Here is a 15,999-nt window from a genome sequence, read left to right on the forward strand (position 1 = left end):
CACACCTCCTATTGAACTTTTATTCTAGGGTCTACTAATGCGTATGAAACATCTGCCAAAAGATTTCCTGCTAATGTCAATACTGCATAGAAAACATTGGCTGCCATTAACATTGACATGTCCCTATCTTGAATGGAAGTGTACAATATATTCCCAATTCCTGGCCAGAGAAATACTGTTTCTAATAGTATTGAACCTCCAAATAGGCCAGGTATATAAAGACCTAATAATGTAACTATTGGTAATAATGCATTTCTAAAAGCATGTTTATATATAACAACCTTTTCAGTAAGACCTTTTGATCTAGCTGTTCTAATATAATCCTGATTTATTACTTCAATAACCGAGTTTCTTACATACCTAGTTAAACTTGCTAATGATGTAATAGTTAAAACAGTAACTGGTAAAATCATATGTTTAAGGACGTCTAATATTTCCGCCCCTCTGCTTGGATAACCTTTGACTGCCATAACAACAGTCCTCATTCCATTTAATGGAAATGTAAATGCCCAATTCTTACTTGGTATTGCTATAAAAAATATAAGCAATAATGCAAAGAAAAACGATGGCATAGATACTCCTGCCAGTGAAAAAATTGTCCAAAAATTATCAAATAGACCATATTTTTTAACTGCCGATTTAATTCCTACGGGAATCGCTATAATAAAAGCTAGTGCCATGGATATTACATTAAGAGAAAATGAATTCCAAATATAAGTTCCTATAACGTCTCTCACCGGTTTTCTATATTTAAGTGATTTACCAAAATCACCCTTTAAAGTTCTTCCAAGCCATTTAAAATATTGAATATATTTAGGTTTGTCCAATCCCAGCTGTTCCCTTATTAGCTGTTGCTGCTCAACAGTTACCTTTGACCCCTGTCCTAAATATGCATTTACTTGATCCCCTGGCATCATTTCAAGAATACCAAATATGACCATTGTTATAACTATAAGTACAGGTATTAAATGCAATAACCTTCTTACTATATATTTTAACATAATTTCTCACTCCTTCTGATATTTAGAGTAAAGGAGGCAGCAACGCAGGCTGCCCCATCTTAAATCTAGATTAAATTTATTCTACTATCTTAGCATCCTTCATTGCCTTTGCCCAATTGTATAATGAATTAGTCTTAAAATTAGTTAACTTAGGATTATATAAGTCAAAATATGTGTTAACATATACAGGCATCATTACAGCATCTTCATTAAGAATTTTAACTAATTCCTTATAAAGTGATTTAGCCTCTTCTATATCCATTATTGTTTTACCTTTATCAAGTAATTCATCTACCTTAGGATTGCTATATCTAGATTCATTGTCTTTACCGCTTCCTATATCATCTGAATGGAAACTTGTATATAGTTCATGTGGGTCTGGAGTATCTAGGGATGTAGCCATAAAGAATAAACTCCACTTTTTAACATTTGCATCTGAATTATATTTTATATAGTCAAGAAGGGTGTTAAACTCTAGGTATGCGATATTAAGTTTAACTCCCAATCCTTTCTGCCAATCTCTCTCCCACATAGGAATAAGAGTAGCTAGGATATCATGGTCTGGAATTGCTGCTAAATTTAATTCCATAACCTTACCATTCTTTTCACGGAAACCTTGTGAATTTAACTTCCATCCTGCTTCGTCCAAAATTGATTTAGCCTTTTCCAAATCAAAATCATAATTATTTAATTCTGTTTTAAGTTTATCATCTAAAGCCCATGAAACCTGTGAAAATGGATGTGACTGAGTTCCTGCTATAACTTCCCCTGTTTCTTCATCTTTGAAATATGAGTTTACAAATTCTTCTCTATTAAATGCATAATATAAAGCTTGGCGTACTTTTGGATCTGTTGTTGGACCATATTCACAGTTTAGCTTTACATAGCCATATCCCGATCTTGGATATGTATTTAATTGCATACTAGCTTTTTTAGCATCTGCTATTTTATTTGGCTCAATTACTTCAGCAAGTAAATCTATACCTTCAGTTGTTAATTCAACTATATCTGTAGTTTGGTCAACAAATTTCATTATAACATCTTTAATCATATATCCTTCTCCCCCATATTGGTCATTACGGGTTAGAGATATAAATTCTTTTTCTTTGAACATTTCAACTTTATATGGTCCTGAACCTATAGGCTCACCAGTTATTGCTTCAACACCTGCAGTCTTGTTATATGAAAAATCTGCTCCATAATAATGTCTAGGCATTATTGGATAATAACAGTTCTGAAAGTTTACCCTTAGGGCATCTTCAAAATTAAATTGAACCGTATGTTCATCAATAGCTACAACACCTTCAAATGTCTCTGCTTTTCCCTTAGCATAATCCGCATAACCTTTCATATCTTTAACAGCGTAGCCATATCTACCTGTATAAGATGGGTCAGCAAGTACCTGATAAGTAAATACTACATCATCTGCCGTAACAGGCGTACCATCTGAGAATTTATGATCTTTTTTCATTTTGAAAGTAATGGTTTTATCATCATTTGAGAACTCCCATGACTCGGCAAGTTTCCCTTCAAATTCGCCCTCAAAATTTCTATCAATTAATCTTTCAAATACTAAATCAACTACATATCCATCATATGTTGCTGAATAGTATAATGGATTAAAGTTACCTGATGCCTCTGTAATACCTGATACTAAAGTACCGCTTGGTTCCTCTGCTGTTGGTTCATCACTTTGTTCCTCACCATTTGTATCCTCCATAGGTGGTGTATCAACTTCTTCGTTCTTTGGCTTACACCCTACCAAAAATGTAGATATCATCATGGTTAAAACTAATAAAAAAATAATACTTCTTTTCATCATCCCTTTTATTCCCCCTTTATTTATTTTTAAAAAGCAGATATATCCTGATTTATATCCACTTTAAAAACAAAATAATTTAGATAAGTAAAACAATAAAGCAATTAATTTGTCTTCAATAACAATATATTGTTTAATATATTATTCTATGATTTAGAAATTGTATTTTCTGAATTAGCTAAGTAGGCTAAAACTTTATTTACATTCTAATACCTATTAATTCTTATTTTGTCATTGTTAAACTGTATGGGAATTCCATGCTTGATTTATATAAAATAAAGTACTATTTCAATAACTTAGACTATTTATATTTATAGATAAGATTTATTTATAAGATTATAAAAACCACTTTAATATTACATATGTTAAATTTATAGAACTATAAATTTAATGACTATATATTACATATTATATATACTTTTACTAAATAGTCAATATATTCTTGAAAACTGAAATATTGAAATCTTAGCTTAAATAACTTCATATAGACTATATATCATTAATTTAAAACAATTAAGCAGATATAAAAAAATATAATTATTATAGGAATTTAAACTATATTGAAAAAAACCGCCGTATTAAATGATTGATTCTGTATAAAAAAGCTACCCTGATAATTTTACCATTAGCAGGGCAACTTTTCTCTAATCTAATTCTGATTTATAGAAAGGGAGGTCATAAGGGTAAGATAGGGGTGAAATATTTATTTTATATACTATAATTATTATAAAAATACAGGGGGGATTGTTATGTTTAAAACTTTATTTCCTATTATGATACTTGGTATTATATTCTTATTTCTTAGTGTGATACTGAAGAATAAGAATACTAAATCTAATACTTCTGATGCTATTTATCCTTATGAAAACAAGAAATATTTATTGTCAGTTGCTGAGAAGAATTTCTATGATGTTTTGTTATTAGCAATTCAGGATACTAAATATTATATATGTCCTAAAGTTCGCTTAGCTGATATTATTACTGTTGGTAAAACTGATAAGAGGCAATCATATTTCAATAAAATCCAGTCTAAACATATAGACTTTCTATTATGTGATAAAAATTCTTTAGCTCCTTTGTTGGCAATAGAACTTGATGACAGCAGCCATCTTAGAAATGATAGGATTGCTAGGGATATTTTTGTTGATAAGTCTTTAGAGTCTGCTGGATTAAATCTAATTAGATTTAAAGTTCAACAAACTTATACTATCGCGGAAATCAAAAATAAATTAAATATAAAAATTCCTAATTAATTAGAAACCTTTTATTTTCTTTTTTATAGATAGTATAAATACTTCAAAAAATAAAAAATACTTCTAGACTTTGTCTAGAAGTATTTTTTATAATTGGTGCACCTTCAGGGACTCGAACCCTGGGCCCACTGATTAAGAGTCAGTTGCTCTACCATCTGAGCTAAAGGTGCATTTGTTTTTTTCAACATCTCTTATTATACTACCTTAATTTATATTTGTCCATAGTTTTATTTAAAAAAAGCTAAATAAAAGAATTTTTTTCAGTTATTTAGCTTTTACCATTCTATCCTTTATAATTTTCTCCCAAGAAAAATAATGCTATTGTTCCTGGGCCGGAATGAGCACCTATTGCTGCACCTATTGTATTTATAATAAATGTCTTAGCTCCAAACCTCTCTATAATTAGCTCTTTTAGTTTTAATGCTCCTTCAAGATCATCTCCATGGGTTATGCAAATTATTTGTTCCTTTAAATCAGCATCCTTTGTTCTTTTCTCCATTATATCTAACATGGTTTTAAACACCTTATGTCTTCCTCTTACTTTTCCTAATGGAATTAGTTTTCCATCTTCAACATGAAGCACAGGTTTAATATTTAGTAGACCACCTACGAATGCCTGCATCCTCGATACTCTTCCACCTCTAAATAAATATTCTATATCGTCAACTGTAAAGATATGCTCCATATTATCTTTATAAAATTCAATTGCCTTTAATATCTCCTCTTTTGTTTTACCTTCCTTTGCTAATTTTGCAGCTTGTAGAACAATAAGACCAAAACCACCTGAAGCTGCCTTTGTATCTACTATGTCTAAATCAAGATTTGGATACTCATCTATTATTGATTCCTTTATAACTAATGAAGTCTGATAAGTTCCTGATAATTGTGATGAGAATCCTATATATATAACGCTATCTCCATTCTTGGCATATTCTATAAACTTATCTTTAAATACATTCGGTGGTATTTGTGCTGTTTTATATACTTGACCATTTTTCATATCTTCATATACTTTTTCTGGCATTATTGTAACATTATCTAGATATTCTTTATCATCATTTATTACGACAATAGGTAAGATCTCTATATTATATTTTTCTATTATATCTTTTGATAAATCACAAGCACTATCACTTAATATTTTTATAGTCATTTTATTCCCTCCCTTTCCCATTTAATATTATACAACATTATACCAATAGAATTAACAATAAAATGAAAATAATGGCATATATTTTTTATTTTTTAAATAGATTATAATACTATTATTTTAAGGAGTTGAGCTTTATGAAATTATTCTTTATTAAGAAAAAAACCTTATTTTGGATAATTGCAATATTAATTCTAATAATTATTCTATTTATGTGTATTCCTTTTTTAGTTTAGACCTTGACTTAGGAAATATACATTCTTATACTTAATATAAAAGGAGGTTTGTTAATGAATATATTAGAAAACACTTTTATATTAGGTATACTTGCTAGTACCGTAGCTGGACTAATGACAGGCATAGGCGCAATACCTATATTCTTTACAAGAAATATCTCAGAAAAAATGTTAGATACTTTACTTGGATTTGCAGCCGGTGTAATGTTAGCTGCTACTTCTTTTTCCCTTATAATCCCTAGTTTAGAAACTTCAGGCGGCGGAATAAAAGGTGCAATGATAACTGGATTAGGCATTTTAGCAGGAGCCATTTTTCTTGATCTTACAGATAAGTATTCTCCACATGTTCATCTATTAGATAAAAGGGTGGAAGGTGATCCCAGCACATCTTTAAAAAAGATTTGGCTCTTTGTTATTGCAATAACCTTACATAACTTTCCGGAAGGTTTAGCTGTAGGTGTTGGATTTGGCGATAATAATATAAAAAATGGTCTTTCTATTGCCCTTGGTATAGGTCTTCAGAACATGCCAGAGGGATTAGCTGTAGCCTTGGCTTTAGTTAGAGAAAAATATGATGTAAAAAAAGCTTTTCTAATTGCATTATTAACAGGCTTAGTAGAACCTATTGGAGGAATATTGGGAATTGGTCTTGTATCTATATTTAAGCCTATACTTCCATTTATATTAGCCTTTGCCGCAGGTGCAATGCTATTTGTTATATCCGATGAGATAATTCCAGAAACCCATAATAATGGATATGAAAGAGAAGCTACTTATGGAGTAATCATTGGATTTATTGTGATGATGATACTAGATGTTACCTTAGGATAAATAGATAGAAAGAAACAGCAGAATTATAATCTGCTGTTTTTTATATTCTATGCATACAATGAATAATATTCATTTATCAGTAAATCTAATTCTTTACTAAAGTTTAAAACCTTATCTTTATCCAGTTCACTTGATAACATTATATTGAGCTCTTCCCTTTTTTTCTGTATCTCCTTATTTACATTTTCCATGTACCATTTTCTCCTCATATTTTTTCCCTTTACCCTTTCTTTTGATTCTATTATATTTATTAAGTATATAGTATCCATATCTTCTTAAATACCACATTATCTAAAGCATATTAACTCTGATTAAAAAATTTATTATACTACGTTTAATTGTTTCATTTATAAACTTAATCTACTTTTTTGCCCAACAAATATTATAACATTTACTGATATTAAGTAAAGCGAAAACTTTTTTAATTTTTCTACAAATTTTTCCAATATATTATTTTTTATGTTGTATAATATAAGTAATGTAAAATAAACAAGGGGGTAATTTAATGAGTAATTTAATTAATAGGTTTCTGAAATATGTTAAATATGAAACTACTTCACAAGGTAGTTCTAGTTCAGTACCCAGCACATCTACTCAATTAGAATTTGCCAAAATCTTAGGTAAAGAATTAGAGGAAATGAGACTGTCTGATGTATCTGTAGATAAAAATGGATACGTAATGGCTACTTTGCCTTCAAATATTGAAAAGAAGGTTCCAACTATAGGATTCATCGCTCATATGGATACTACTGAAGATATGTCCGGCAAAAATATAAATCCTAAAATTATATCCAACTATGATGGTAATGATATAGTACTAAATGCCGAAAAAAATATTATTATGTCGATAAAAGATTTCCCCGATTTGAAAGATTATGTCGGATATGATTTAATCACTACAGACGGTACAACTTTGTTAGGAGCTGACGATAAAGCAGGAATGGCCGAAATAATAACAGCTATAGAATATTTAATTGAAAATCCTCATATTCCTCATGGTACTGTAAAAATTGGTTTTACTCCCGATGAAGAAATTGGCCGCGGAGCAGATCATTTTGATGTAGAAAAATTCAATGCTGACTTTGCTTATACTGTAGATGGTGGTCAAGTAGGTGAATTAGAATATGAAAACTTTAATGCAGCAACAGCTAATATTTATATCCAAGGCAGAAATGTTCATCCAGGTACAGCTAAGAATAAAATGCTTAACTCTATAATAATAGCTACTGAACTTAATTCAATGCTTCCTGTAAATGAAAGGCCTGAATATACTGAAGGATATGAAGGATTCTATCATATAAAAGATTTCCATGGATCTGTTGAAAAAACTGAGATTTCATATATAATTAGAGATCATTCTATGGAAAAATTCCAACAAAAAAAGGAAGCATTAACAAAAGTTATAGAATTCTTAAACTATAAATATGGTAATATTATTACTTTAGAAATAATCGATTCATACTATAATATGAAAGAAAAAATAGAACCTGTCATGCATATAGTTGATATTGCTAAGAAAGCTATGGAGGACTTAAATATTAAGCCTCTAATCAAACCTATTAGAGGCGGTACCGATGGTTCTAGACTTTCCTATATGGGATTACCTTGCCCAAATCTTTTCACTGGCGGACATAATTTCCACGGAAAATTTGAGTATATTCCAACATTTGCTATGGAAAAATCAATGGAAACCATATTAAAAATAATAGAATTAGTACAAGAGATGTAAAAAAAGATTCTTCACTGGTTATTTAACCAATGAAGAATCTTTTTTATTAATATTAAACTGTTTATTTCCATTCATCCTTATGCATTAAAATATAATTTTCCATCTTCTTTACATATGCATTATTTATTTCCTTTATTATTTCATTATTTATAGAGTCCAGTTTTATGTCATCAATTGTCGATATAGGCAATACATTGACAGAAGTTCCTGACATAAATCCTCCGTCTAATTTACCTAAATCATCTATATGTATGCTTTCCTCTATTATCTTTATATTTAATTTATTGCATACCTCAAAGATATGTTTCCTTGTGATACCTATTAATACTTCCGAAGCTTTAGCTGTATATACCTGATTTTCCTTTACAAAAAACATATTAGAACGACTTCCTTCAGGTATATAGCCTGATTTGCTCACAAGTAATGCTTCAAAAGCATTTTTTTCTTTTAATTCTCTAGCCACATCTTCTTTAAATGATGTAAATAGTACTTTTGCATTAGGGTTATTTCTTTCATAATAAAATAATGTAGTGTGTATACCTTTTTTATAATATTCCTCAGGTGGATAAAAGCTTTCAATATTGTATGCTAAAAATACTTTACCCATTCCCTCAACTTCCGTAGATAAAAGTTTTACATTTAATTTATCTATATTGTTTTTTAAAATAAGAGTCTTTATATCATTTTTTATTTCTTTTATATCTCTATCTATGCTATATCTTATTATATTAGCAGAATCAAACATTCTCTCCAAATGATCTTCCAAGAAAAGTGGTACTCCATCTATGACTCTAATAACTTCATAAATAGGCGGTTTCTCTATATTTTTAAAAATCTCTAAATCATCTGTAGTTTTTATCTGTCCATTTATAATATAATAATCCTTAATTGCTTCTGGTCTCATATTTATCCCCCTTATTATATTTATTTGCCCAATTCTTCAAGGTTCTTTATTATTATATCTTTTTTAATTCGAATTAGTTTTATGCTGCTCTCTCTCGATAATTTATTTATATCTTCTATAGATAGGCTAACTTTATCTAACACCTTTATTTTACTATCATTCTTTTCAAGCTTCAACCTAATTTTACTTATATTTTCCTCATAGTTTTTTAGTAAGTCAATAGAATTAAAATTCTCCTTTTTTAAAGCATTTATATAAAATTGATAGGTAGCATATTTTAATTTATTTATTTCTCCCCAGATTTCATCCTTATATAGTCCAAACATAGGGCTAAGATTTAACATACTTTGACTTGCATAATCATAAATCTCTATTATCTTTTTACCCTCAACTGCTTTTGTTAAAGCATTTAAACTATCTTTAAATCTACTACTCATATCAGAAGTCATACCTTTCTTCATTCCTTCTGATTCATAATTATTCCATTTATCATGTATGTCTTCTAGTTTCTTATTTATTTTCTCCCATTTATCTAGAAGTTTTTCTTCTCTATCTGGAGATTTTTTTTCTTCTTTATTTTTAGTATCCTGGGAGTTTTCTTTTTTCTGGCTTCCTTTTTTTCCATTGGCACTACTTTCATTTTCAGAGGAGTCCTTGTTTTCATTCTTTAATTCAATAACATTTTCTAATCTAGCTTTTTCTTCTTCTTTTGCTTTTTCTAACTCAACCTTTTCCACTTCAAAATCAGTTCTATCCACTATGCTTTCCACTTCTTCAACTTCTTTTAATAATTCTTGAAGCCCACTATTAATATCTTCTAGGGATTTCGGTGCTTTATCTTTTTTCTCAAATTTAACTGTTTGATTTTTGCCTGCTCTACATCCACTTAATGTAAATATAATTATTATATATAATATATACCGCCTAATTTTTTTCAAAATAATCACCTCCAGATTATTATCTCCAGAGGTGATTATTTTATTAAAGAATAGGAGACAGCAATCTAGAAAAAGACTCCTTTATCTTGACAATTTTGCTCCTGTTATTATATTCTTCAATTGTTATTTCTCTACAATATTGTAAATCATTTAAAAACCTATCTGTTAATTTTAGATTTATGGATTCGTCATATAAAAATGCATTAACTTCAAAATTTAGTTTAAAACTTCTAATATCTAAATTTGCCGTACCAACAGAAGAAACAAAATCATCCATTAACACTACCTTTGAATGTAGAAAACCCTTTTCATAGGTATAAAATTTTACTCCTGCTTGTAAGAGCTCTCCAATATAACTCATACTTGCCCAATACACAAATGGATGGTCTGGCTTACAAGGTATCATTACTCTAACGTCCAGACCTGATAGTCCTGCAAGCTTCAATGCTTCAAATATACTATCATCAGGTATAAAATATGGAGTCTCAATATAAACTTTATCTCTTGCATTGGAAATCATCTTTAAATATCCATCTTTTATACTAGTCCATTTTGAATCTGGGCCAGAGGACACTATTTGTATTCCTGTATTACCTGAGTTTTCTTCTTCTCCAATATATGTTTCGCATCTGGTTATTTCCTTACCTGTAGCAAATCTCCAGTCTAAGAAAAATCTCCATTGAAGCGAACTAATAGCAGAGCCTTTTATTCTAATATGTGTATCTCTCCAGTATCCAAACTTCTTTGACAAACCAATATATTCATCCCCTACATTAAACCCACCTACAAATGCCTCTTTTCCATCTATTATACATATCTTTCTATGGTTTCTATAATTAATTCTAAGACTTATAAAAGGAACAAATGGCGGAAAAAATATTCCGATTTCTGCACCTGAAGCTTTAAGTCTATTAGCATATTTTTTTGAAAGGTTTCTGCCACCCATACCATCAACTAAAAGCTTTACTTCAACACCTTCTTTAGCTTTCTTGCATAGTGCTTCTATTATCTTTATTCCAAGTCCATCGGATTTAAAAATGTAGTACTGAAGATGAATATAATCTTCTGCTCTTTCTATACTTTCCAATAATGCTTTAAACTTATCATTACCATCAAAAAATATTTCAACATCGTTATCTTGGGTAAAAAATGATTCTGAGCTAATTAAATGCATCTTTATTAAGTCTTCATATTTAACATAGTTAGGGTCTTTATATCTATATTCATCTTTATCCATTTGCTTTTCCTGAATTGTTGCCATATCACGAAAGCAGTAGTCTTCCTGTTCTTTTGTTTTAAATAATTTTTTCTTACTTAAATCTTGCCCAATAAATAAATATAGAATAAAACCTATACCTGGTAAAAATGTTAAAACCATGAGCCATAACCATGTAGAAGTGGGATTTCTCCTTTCAAAAAATATAAGCAATATTGCAAATAAAATATTTAACCATAGTATATTTCTAAATATCCATATATAAGATGTCAATAGGAGCTCCATAATATCCCTCTAAATTCTTAATTATTTTTCTTTGACTTATATCTCTTAGTACTATCAAGTATTTTCTTTCTTATCCTAAAGCTAAGTGGTGTTACTTCTATTAATTCATCTTCTTCAATAAATTCCAAAGCTTCCTCCAATGACATTTCCTTAGGTGGAGAAAGTCTTAAAGCCTCATCTGATCCAGAAGCTCTAACATTAGATTGTTGTTTTTTTCTACATACATTTACATCTATATCCAATCCTTTTGGATTAGCACCTACTATCATGCCAGTATATACAGGCACTCCAGGTCCTATAAATAATATTCCTCTTTCTTGGGCAGAGTGAAGTCCATATGCAGAAGATTCTCCTGTTTCAAAAGAAATAAGAGAGCCTAGCTTCCTCTTAGGAATTTCACCTTTATATATGGCATAACTATCAAATATGGAGTTAAGTATTCCATTTCCTTTAGTATCTGTCATAAATTCCTGTCTATAACCTATAAGGCCTCTAGCAGGTATAATGAATTCTAATCTTGCATATCCTCCATTGGATTCAGTCATACTAACTAGTTCTCCTTTTCTCTGACCTAGCTTTTCTATAACTGCACCTACGAATTCATTAGATACATCAATAGTAACCCTCTCCATTGGTTCCATCTTTTTACCATTTTCCTCTTTAAAAAGTACTTCTGGTTTAGATACTTGAAACTCATATCCTTCTCTTCTCATATTTTCAATTAAAACAGATAAATGTAATTCTCCCCTACCAGATACTTTAAAGGAATCTGTAGATTCAGTTTCTTCAACCCTAAGACTTACATCTGTCTGTAGTTCTTTAAATAACCTATTTCTTACTTGTCTTGAAGTTATAAATTTACCTTCTTTTCCTGCAAAAGGACTGTTATTTACAGAAAATGTCATAGAAATAGTTGGCTCTGATATTTTCACAAATGGTAAAGCTTCCGGATGTTCAACATCGCATATAGTATCTCCTATATGAATATCTTCTACGCCTGTTACCGCAATAATACTTCCTACTGTAGCAGTATCTACTTCTATTCTATTTAATCCCTCAAATTCATATACCTTAGCTATCTTTACTTTTTTCTGCTTTTCTGGATCTTCTTTGTTTACTATAATTACTTCCTGATTAGCAGATATCTTACCTCTCTCTATTTTTCCAATACCTATTCTACCAACATATTCATTATAATCTATGGTAGATATAAGTATTTGAAGTGGTCCTTCTTCATCTCCTACTGGAGCTGGTATATTATTTATTATAGTCTCAAATAATATATCCATGTCTTTTCCTTCATCTTCAAACTCTAAAGTGGCTATTCCCTTCTTTGCTGAAGCATAAACAAATGGACAGTCTAAATTATTTTCGTTAGCTCCTAATTCAATAAATAAATCTAATACTTCATCAATTACTTCGTTTGGTCTTGCTTCTGGCCTATCAATTTTATTGATACATACTATAACTGGTAGATCTAATTCAAATGCCTTTTTCAAAACAAATTTTGTCTGTGGCATTGGTCCTTCAAATGCATCTACTACTAATATTACACCATTTACCATTTTAAGCACACGCTCTACTTCTCCCCCAAAATCAGCATGCCCTGGGGTATCTATAATATTAATCTTAACATCTTTATAGTGTATAGCTGTGTTTTTAGCTAATATTGTAATACCTCTTTCCTTTTCTATATCATTGGAGTCCATTACTCTATCCTGCACTACTTGATTGTCTCTAAAGACTCCTGATTGCTTTAATAGGCTGTCAACTAAAGTTGTCTTTCCATGGTCTACATGGGCTATTATTGCAATATTCCTTATATTATCTCTTGTGCTCTCCATAAAACATATCCTTTCGTATTTAAAATCATTATATATATCTTTAACAAAATTCATTTTACCATACTTTAATAATAAATCAAAATATAATATTAGACTTTATATAAAAAATCAGGCCTAAATACTTAAGACCTGATTTCATACTGCTTATTGATTGAAGATATAATTATAAATCATATTTGCTGCATCTTCTCTGCCTAGCTCATACTTCGGTCTAATATTACCTTCTTTATCTCCTGATACTATCTTTAATCCATATGCAATATTCATATATCCATTTAAACCCTTTGATATATCTTTATCATCTTTAAATATATCTTTATATATTCCTTCTATTTCAGCTACTTTATCTAGCTTCATTACCCTAAGAATATGTTTAACCGCTTCTTCCTTCGTAACAACCTTATTTGGATTTTTCTCTGCTTCTTTCATATATCCTGATGATATTAATTCTTTATATATATCATCTTCACTTACCTCGTCTTTTCTATATTGATTCATAGACTTCCAAAGTAAATGTAGAAAGTCTTTCTGTTTTATTTTATCCTTAGGTTTAAATTCTTCTCCTTTGAAACCAATTCCATATTCAGCTAAAGTTATTATCTTATTTTTAGCATAGGAATTCTCTATATCCTTATATGATATTGGCTTTATTTCTTTATATGGCTGACCTGAATAATCTAGTATTTCTCCTGTCGTACCAGAAATTATTATAGGTTTATCTTGATTTGTCATATACACTAATTTCATTTCATAATCTCTGCCTTGTGATTTAGTATAATCATAGGTTTTCACATACATTAACTCTAAACCAATTTTATCCCATAATATTTCATAAGCCTTATCAGATGAAATCAACTTATAATCTGATGGAAGTTCACCTTTAAACCAATCTATTCTATAATTATTTACATCTCCAGTAACTCCATCTACTCCTATATAAATTCCATCATTCTCAACGTAAGTATTCCCTACCTTCCTAATAAATCGGAAATTATAGTTTAACATATTATCTTCTGAATATTGGTCTTCCATTAACTCTATTTCACTTATTTTATTTGGCTGCATTGTTTTGATATATTCTCTTGCTATATCTAAAGCTTTATCCTTAGATGTTTTTGATTTAGCATCTGATCCATGTTCTAAATTTTTATTAAAATTTAACAATTCTCCTGTCTTAGCATCTAAACCTACATTTATATATGAAGATTTATCCTTTGAGATTTCTTTTTGAAAATCTATATTCCAAATATATTCACCTGGATTTCTAAAATTATTGTAAAGGTCCTTGCGAATCATCTTATAGTCTAAATCTATATTTAATGTTTCCCTTGCCTTTTTTTCTACTAAATTTTCCTCTAGTAAACCAGAAAGTTTATCTACAGATTCTTGTTCCACTGGGGTAAGTCCAACATCATTTGCACTATTTTGATTTGTGCTTTCACGCACTCCATAATAAGGACCATAACTGTTTATGCCTACTTTTTTACCTGTATATGCATCTATCCCTTTATTTGATTCAAATACTGAATAGGCTAAATAGTAATTGGTATTTTCTCCCGCTTTAATAATATATCGACTGCTAGTCTTATACATTGGTTTTATGCCAATTTCAGTCTTATAAGCTTCCTTTCCTTTTTCTAAACTTAATACCTTATTCGGTGAAGGAAAAGTAGCTTTTCTATCCCAATTAGCATAGTAATGCTCAATGTCTCCAGTATATTTATTTATAGATATACTAACGGAATCTTGGGGAAATTGTATCCCATTTACAAAACGTATAAAATTAAAACGATATACTGTATCCATAGTATTTTCTGAATATTTATCTGGAATCAATTTAATTGCATTTGCAATATTTGAATCCATTTTGTTTATGAAATTCATGGCTAATTTTTGTGCTTCATCTTTTGTATATTTAGGTAATTTAGAACTTTGCTCTTTATTTATTGGCGAATAGCTGTCATAAGAAATAATATTACCATCTATATCTGCATGAACATTAATATTATTTAACTTCTCATTGGAATCTGCCCAGTTTAAATATATATCCATATTTCCGTCATATGAACTTATATCAGATGTAAATTTATCATATTTGTCTGAGATATTGAGAAGTTTTTTGACTTTAACTACAACCTCTTCCATCTTTTTATCATAGTTATTTTCTCCATATGCCCTAATAGGTACTACCCCTCCAATAAACATCATAGCAGCTAGTAAGATTATTGATATCTTTTTCATAACTACACCTCCTAATTTATATGTTTTATCGCAGTAACCTTATTTTTCTGTATATAAAATTCATCAGAAAGTCCATTAACAATAACCAATCCTCGCCCACAGCATTTTAAATCACTAGGATCATAGGATTCTAAATCGTAATCTATACCGCTTCCTTCATCTTCTACCTGAATGATCAGTGTATCTTCTTTTACTTCTAATGATAGTTTGACACATTTGGATGTAATACAGTCATTTCCATGTAAAACACCATTGATAACTAACTCATTGAGTATTAGTCTTATATCAAACATTGTATCACTGTTTTCTATTATATTATTTAGTTTTTTGAGAACATCATCCACAAAGTTTTTTATCATATCTAAATCAGAACAAACTATTCCACTGTACCTAAAATCCAATGCCATCACTTCCATCTAATTATATTATTATATTCGTATATTTTTATTTTACCCATTTTTTTCCCGATATAACCTATTTGTGTTCTCAGCAGAAATAAATTTTAATGAAACTATTTTTATAGTTTATTATAAACTTTTCTGGGTATCATCT

The 15,999-nt window shown here is 29.7% G+C and carries 13 protein-coding genes and 1 tRNA gene; 3 read left to right on the forward strand and 11 right to left on the reverse strand.

Annotated elements, in window-relative coordinates:
- Positions 1 to 8: 8 nt before the first annotated feature.
- Together ABWP20_RS01065 and ABWP20_RS01070 are read right to left on the reverse strand one after the other, a co-directional pair.
- On the reverse strand, positions 9 to 1,001 hold the full coding sequence (locus ABWP20_RS01065; protein ID WP_353092863.1) for an ABC transporter permease: 993 nt from the start codon (positions 999 to 1,001) through the stop codon (positions 9 to 11).
- A 76-nt stretch (positions 1,002 to 1,077) separates the two neighbouring features.
- A complete protein-coding gene (locus ABWP20_RS01070; RefSeq protein ID WP_353092865.1) occupies positions 1,078 to 2,823 on the reverse strand; it encodes an ABC transporter substrate-binding protein in 1,746 nt (581 codons plus the stop codon).
- Between the two features lie 746 nt (positions 2,824 to 3,569).
- Here ABWP20_RS01070 and ABWP20_RS01075 point away from each other — a divergent pair.
- Positions 3,570 to 4,073 (forward strand): DUF2726 domain-containing protein, encoded by a 504-nt coding sequence (locus tag ABWP20_RS01075; protein ID WP_353092867.1) that lies wholly within the window; start codon positions 3,570 to 3,572, stop codon positions 4,071 to 4,073.
- A 94-nt stretch (positions 4,074 to 4,167) separates the two neighbouring features.
- Here ABWP20_RS01075 and ABWP20_RS01080 read toward each other — a convergent pair.
- Together ABWP20_RS01080 and ABWP20_RS01085 are read right to left on the reverse strand one after the other, a co-directional pair.
- A tRNA-Lys gene (locus ABWP20_RS01080) sits at positions 4,168 to 4,243 on the reverse strand.
- A 113-nt stretch (positions 4,244 to 4,356) separates the two neighbouring features.
- Positions 4,357 to 5,226 (reverse strand): DegV family protein, encoded by an 870-nt coding sequence (locus tag ABWP20_RS01085; protein ID WP_353092869.1) that lies wholly within the window; start codon positions 5,224 to 5,226, stop codon positions 4,357 to 4,359.
- Between the two features lie 287 nt (positions 5,227 to 5,513).
- Here ABWP20_RS01085 and ABWP20_RS01090 point away from each other — a divergent pair, with 287 nt between their 5' ends.
- Positions 5,514 to 6,290, forward strand: a complete 777-nt coding sequence (locus tag ABWP20_RS01090; RefSeq protein WP_503012506.1) for a ZIP family metal transporter — start codon at positions 5,514 to 5,516, stop codon at positions 6,288 to 6,290.
- A 47-nt stretch (positions 6,291 to 6,337) separates the two neighbouring features.
- Here the strand turns inward: ABWP20_RS01090 and ABWP20_RS01095 are convergent, their stop codons facing one another.
- Positions 6,338 to 6,481 carry an aspartyl-phosphate phosphatase Spo0E family protein gene (locus ABWP20_RS01095; RefSeq protein ID WP_353092873.1) on the reverse strand — a complete coding sequence of 48 codons (144 nt, stop codon included), beginning with the start codon at positions 6,479 to 6,481 and terminating at the stop codon, positions 6,338 to 6,340.
- A 314-nt stretch (positions 6,482 to 6,795) separates the two neighbouring features.
- Between ABWP20_RS01095 and pepT the strand changes: the two genes are divergently transcribed.
- Complete coding sequence (gene pepT / locus ABWP20_RS01100; protein ID WP_353092875.1) at positions 6,796 to 8,019, forward strand: peptidase T; 1,224 nt, start codon at positions 6,796 to 6,798, stop codon at positions 8,017 to 8,019.
- 61 nt (positions 8,020 to 8,080) lie between these two features.
- Here the strand turns inward: pepT and ABWP20_RS01105 are convergent, their stop codons facing one another.
- From ABWP20_RS01105 to ABWP20_RS01130, 6 genes are all read right to left on the reverse strand, one after another.
- Positions 8,081 to 8,923, reverse strand: a complete 843-nt coding sequence (locus tag ABWP20_RS01105) for an aminotransferase class IV (protein ID WP_353092877.1) — start codon at positions 8,921 to 8,923, stop codon at positions 8,081 to 8,083.
- A 20-nt stretch (positions 8,924 to 8,943) separates the two neighbouring features.
- The gene (locus ABWP20_RS01110; RefSeq protein WP_353092879.1) at positions 8,944 to 9,861 is read right to left on the reverse strand and encodes a hypothetical protein; all 918 of its coding nucleotides are present in this window, start codon (positions 9,859 to 9,861) and stop codon (positions 8,944 to 8,946) included.
- A 43-nt stretch (positions 9,862 to 9,904) separates the two neighbouring features.
- Positions 9,905 to 11,362, reverse strand: a complete 1,458-nt coding sequence (gene cls, locus ABWP20_RS01115; RefSeq protein ID WP_353092881.1) for a cardiolipin synthase — start codon at positions 11,360 to 11,362, stop codon at positions 9,905 to 9,907.
- Positions 11,363 to 11,379: 17 nt separating this feature from the next.
- Positions 11,380 to 13,206, reverse strand: coding sequence for a translational GTPase TypA (gene typA / locus ABWP20_RS01120; RefSeq protein WP_353092883.1), 1,827 nt, complete (start codon positions 13,204 to 13,206; stop codon positions 11,380 to 11,382).
- Positions 13,207 to 13,350: 144 nt separating this feature from the next.
- Positions 13,351 to 15,447, reverse strand: a complete 2,097-nt coding sequence (locus ABWP20_RS01125; protein WP_353092885.1) for a YcdB/YcdC domain-containing protein — start codon at positions 15,445 to 15,447, stop codon at positions 13,351 to 13,353.
- A gap of 11 nt (positions 15,448 to 15,458) precedes the next feature.
- The gene (locus ABWP20_RS01130; RefSeq protein WP_353092938.1) at positions 15,459 to 15,854 is read right to left on the reverse strand and encodes an ATP-binding protein; all 396 of its coding nucleotides are present in this window, start codon (positions 15,852 to 15,854) and stop codon (positions 15,459 to 15,461) included.
- Between the last annotated feature and the right edge of the window lie 145 nt (positions 15,855 to 15,999).

This window comes from Tissierella praeacuta (genome assembly GCF_040396155.1).
Taxonomy (GTDB): domain Bacteria; phylum Bacillota; class Clostridia; order Tissierellales; family Tissierellaceae; genus Tissierella; species Tissierella praeacuta_A.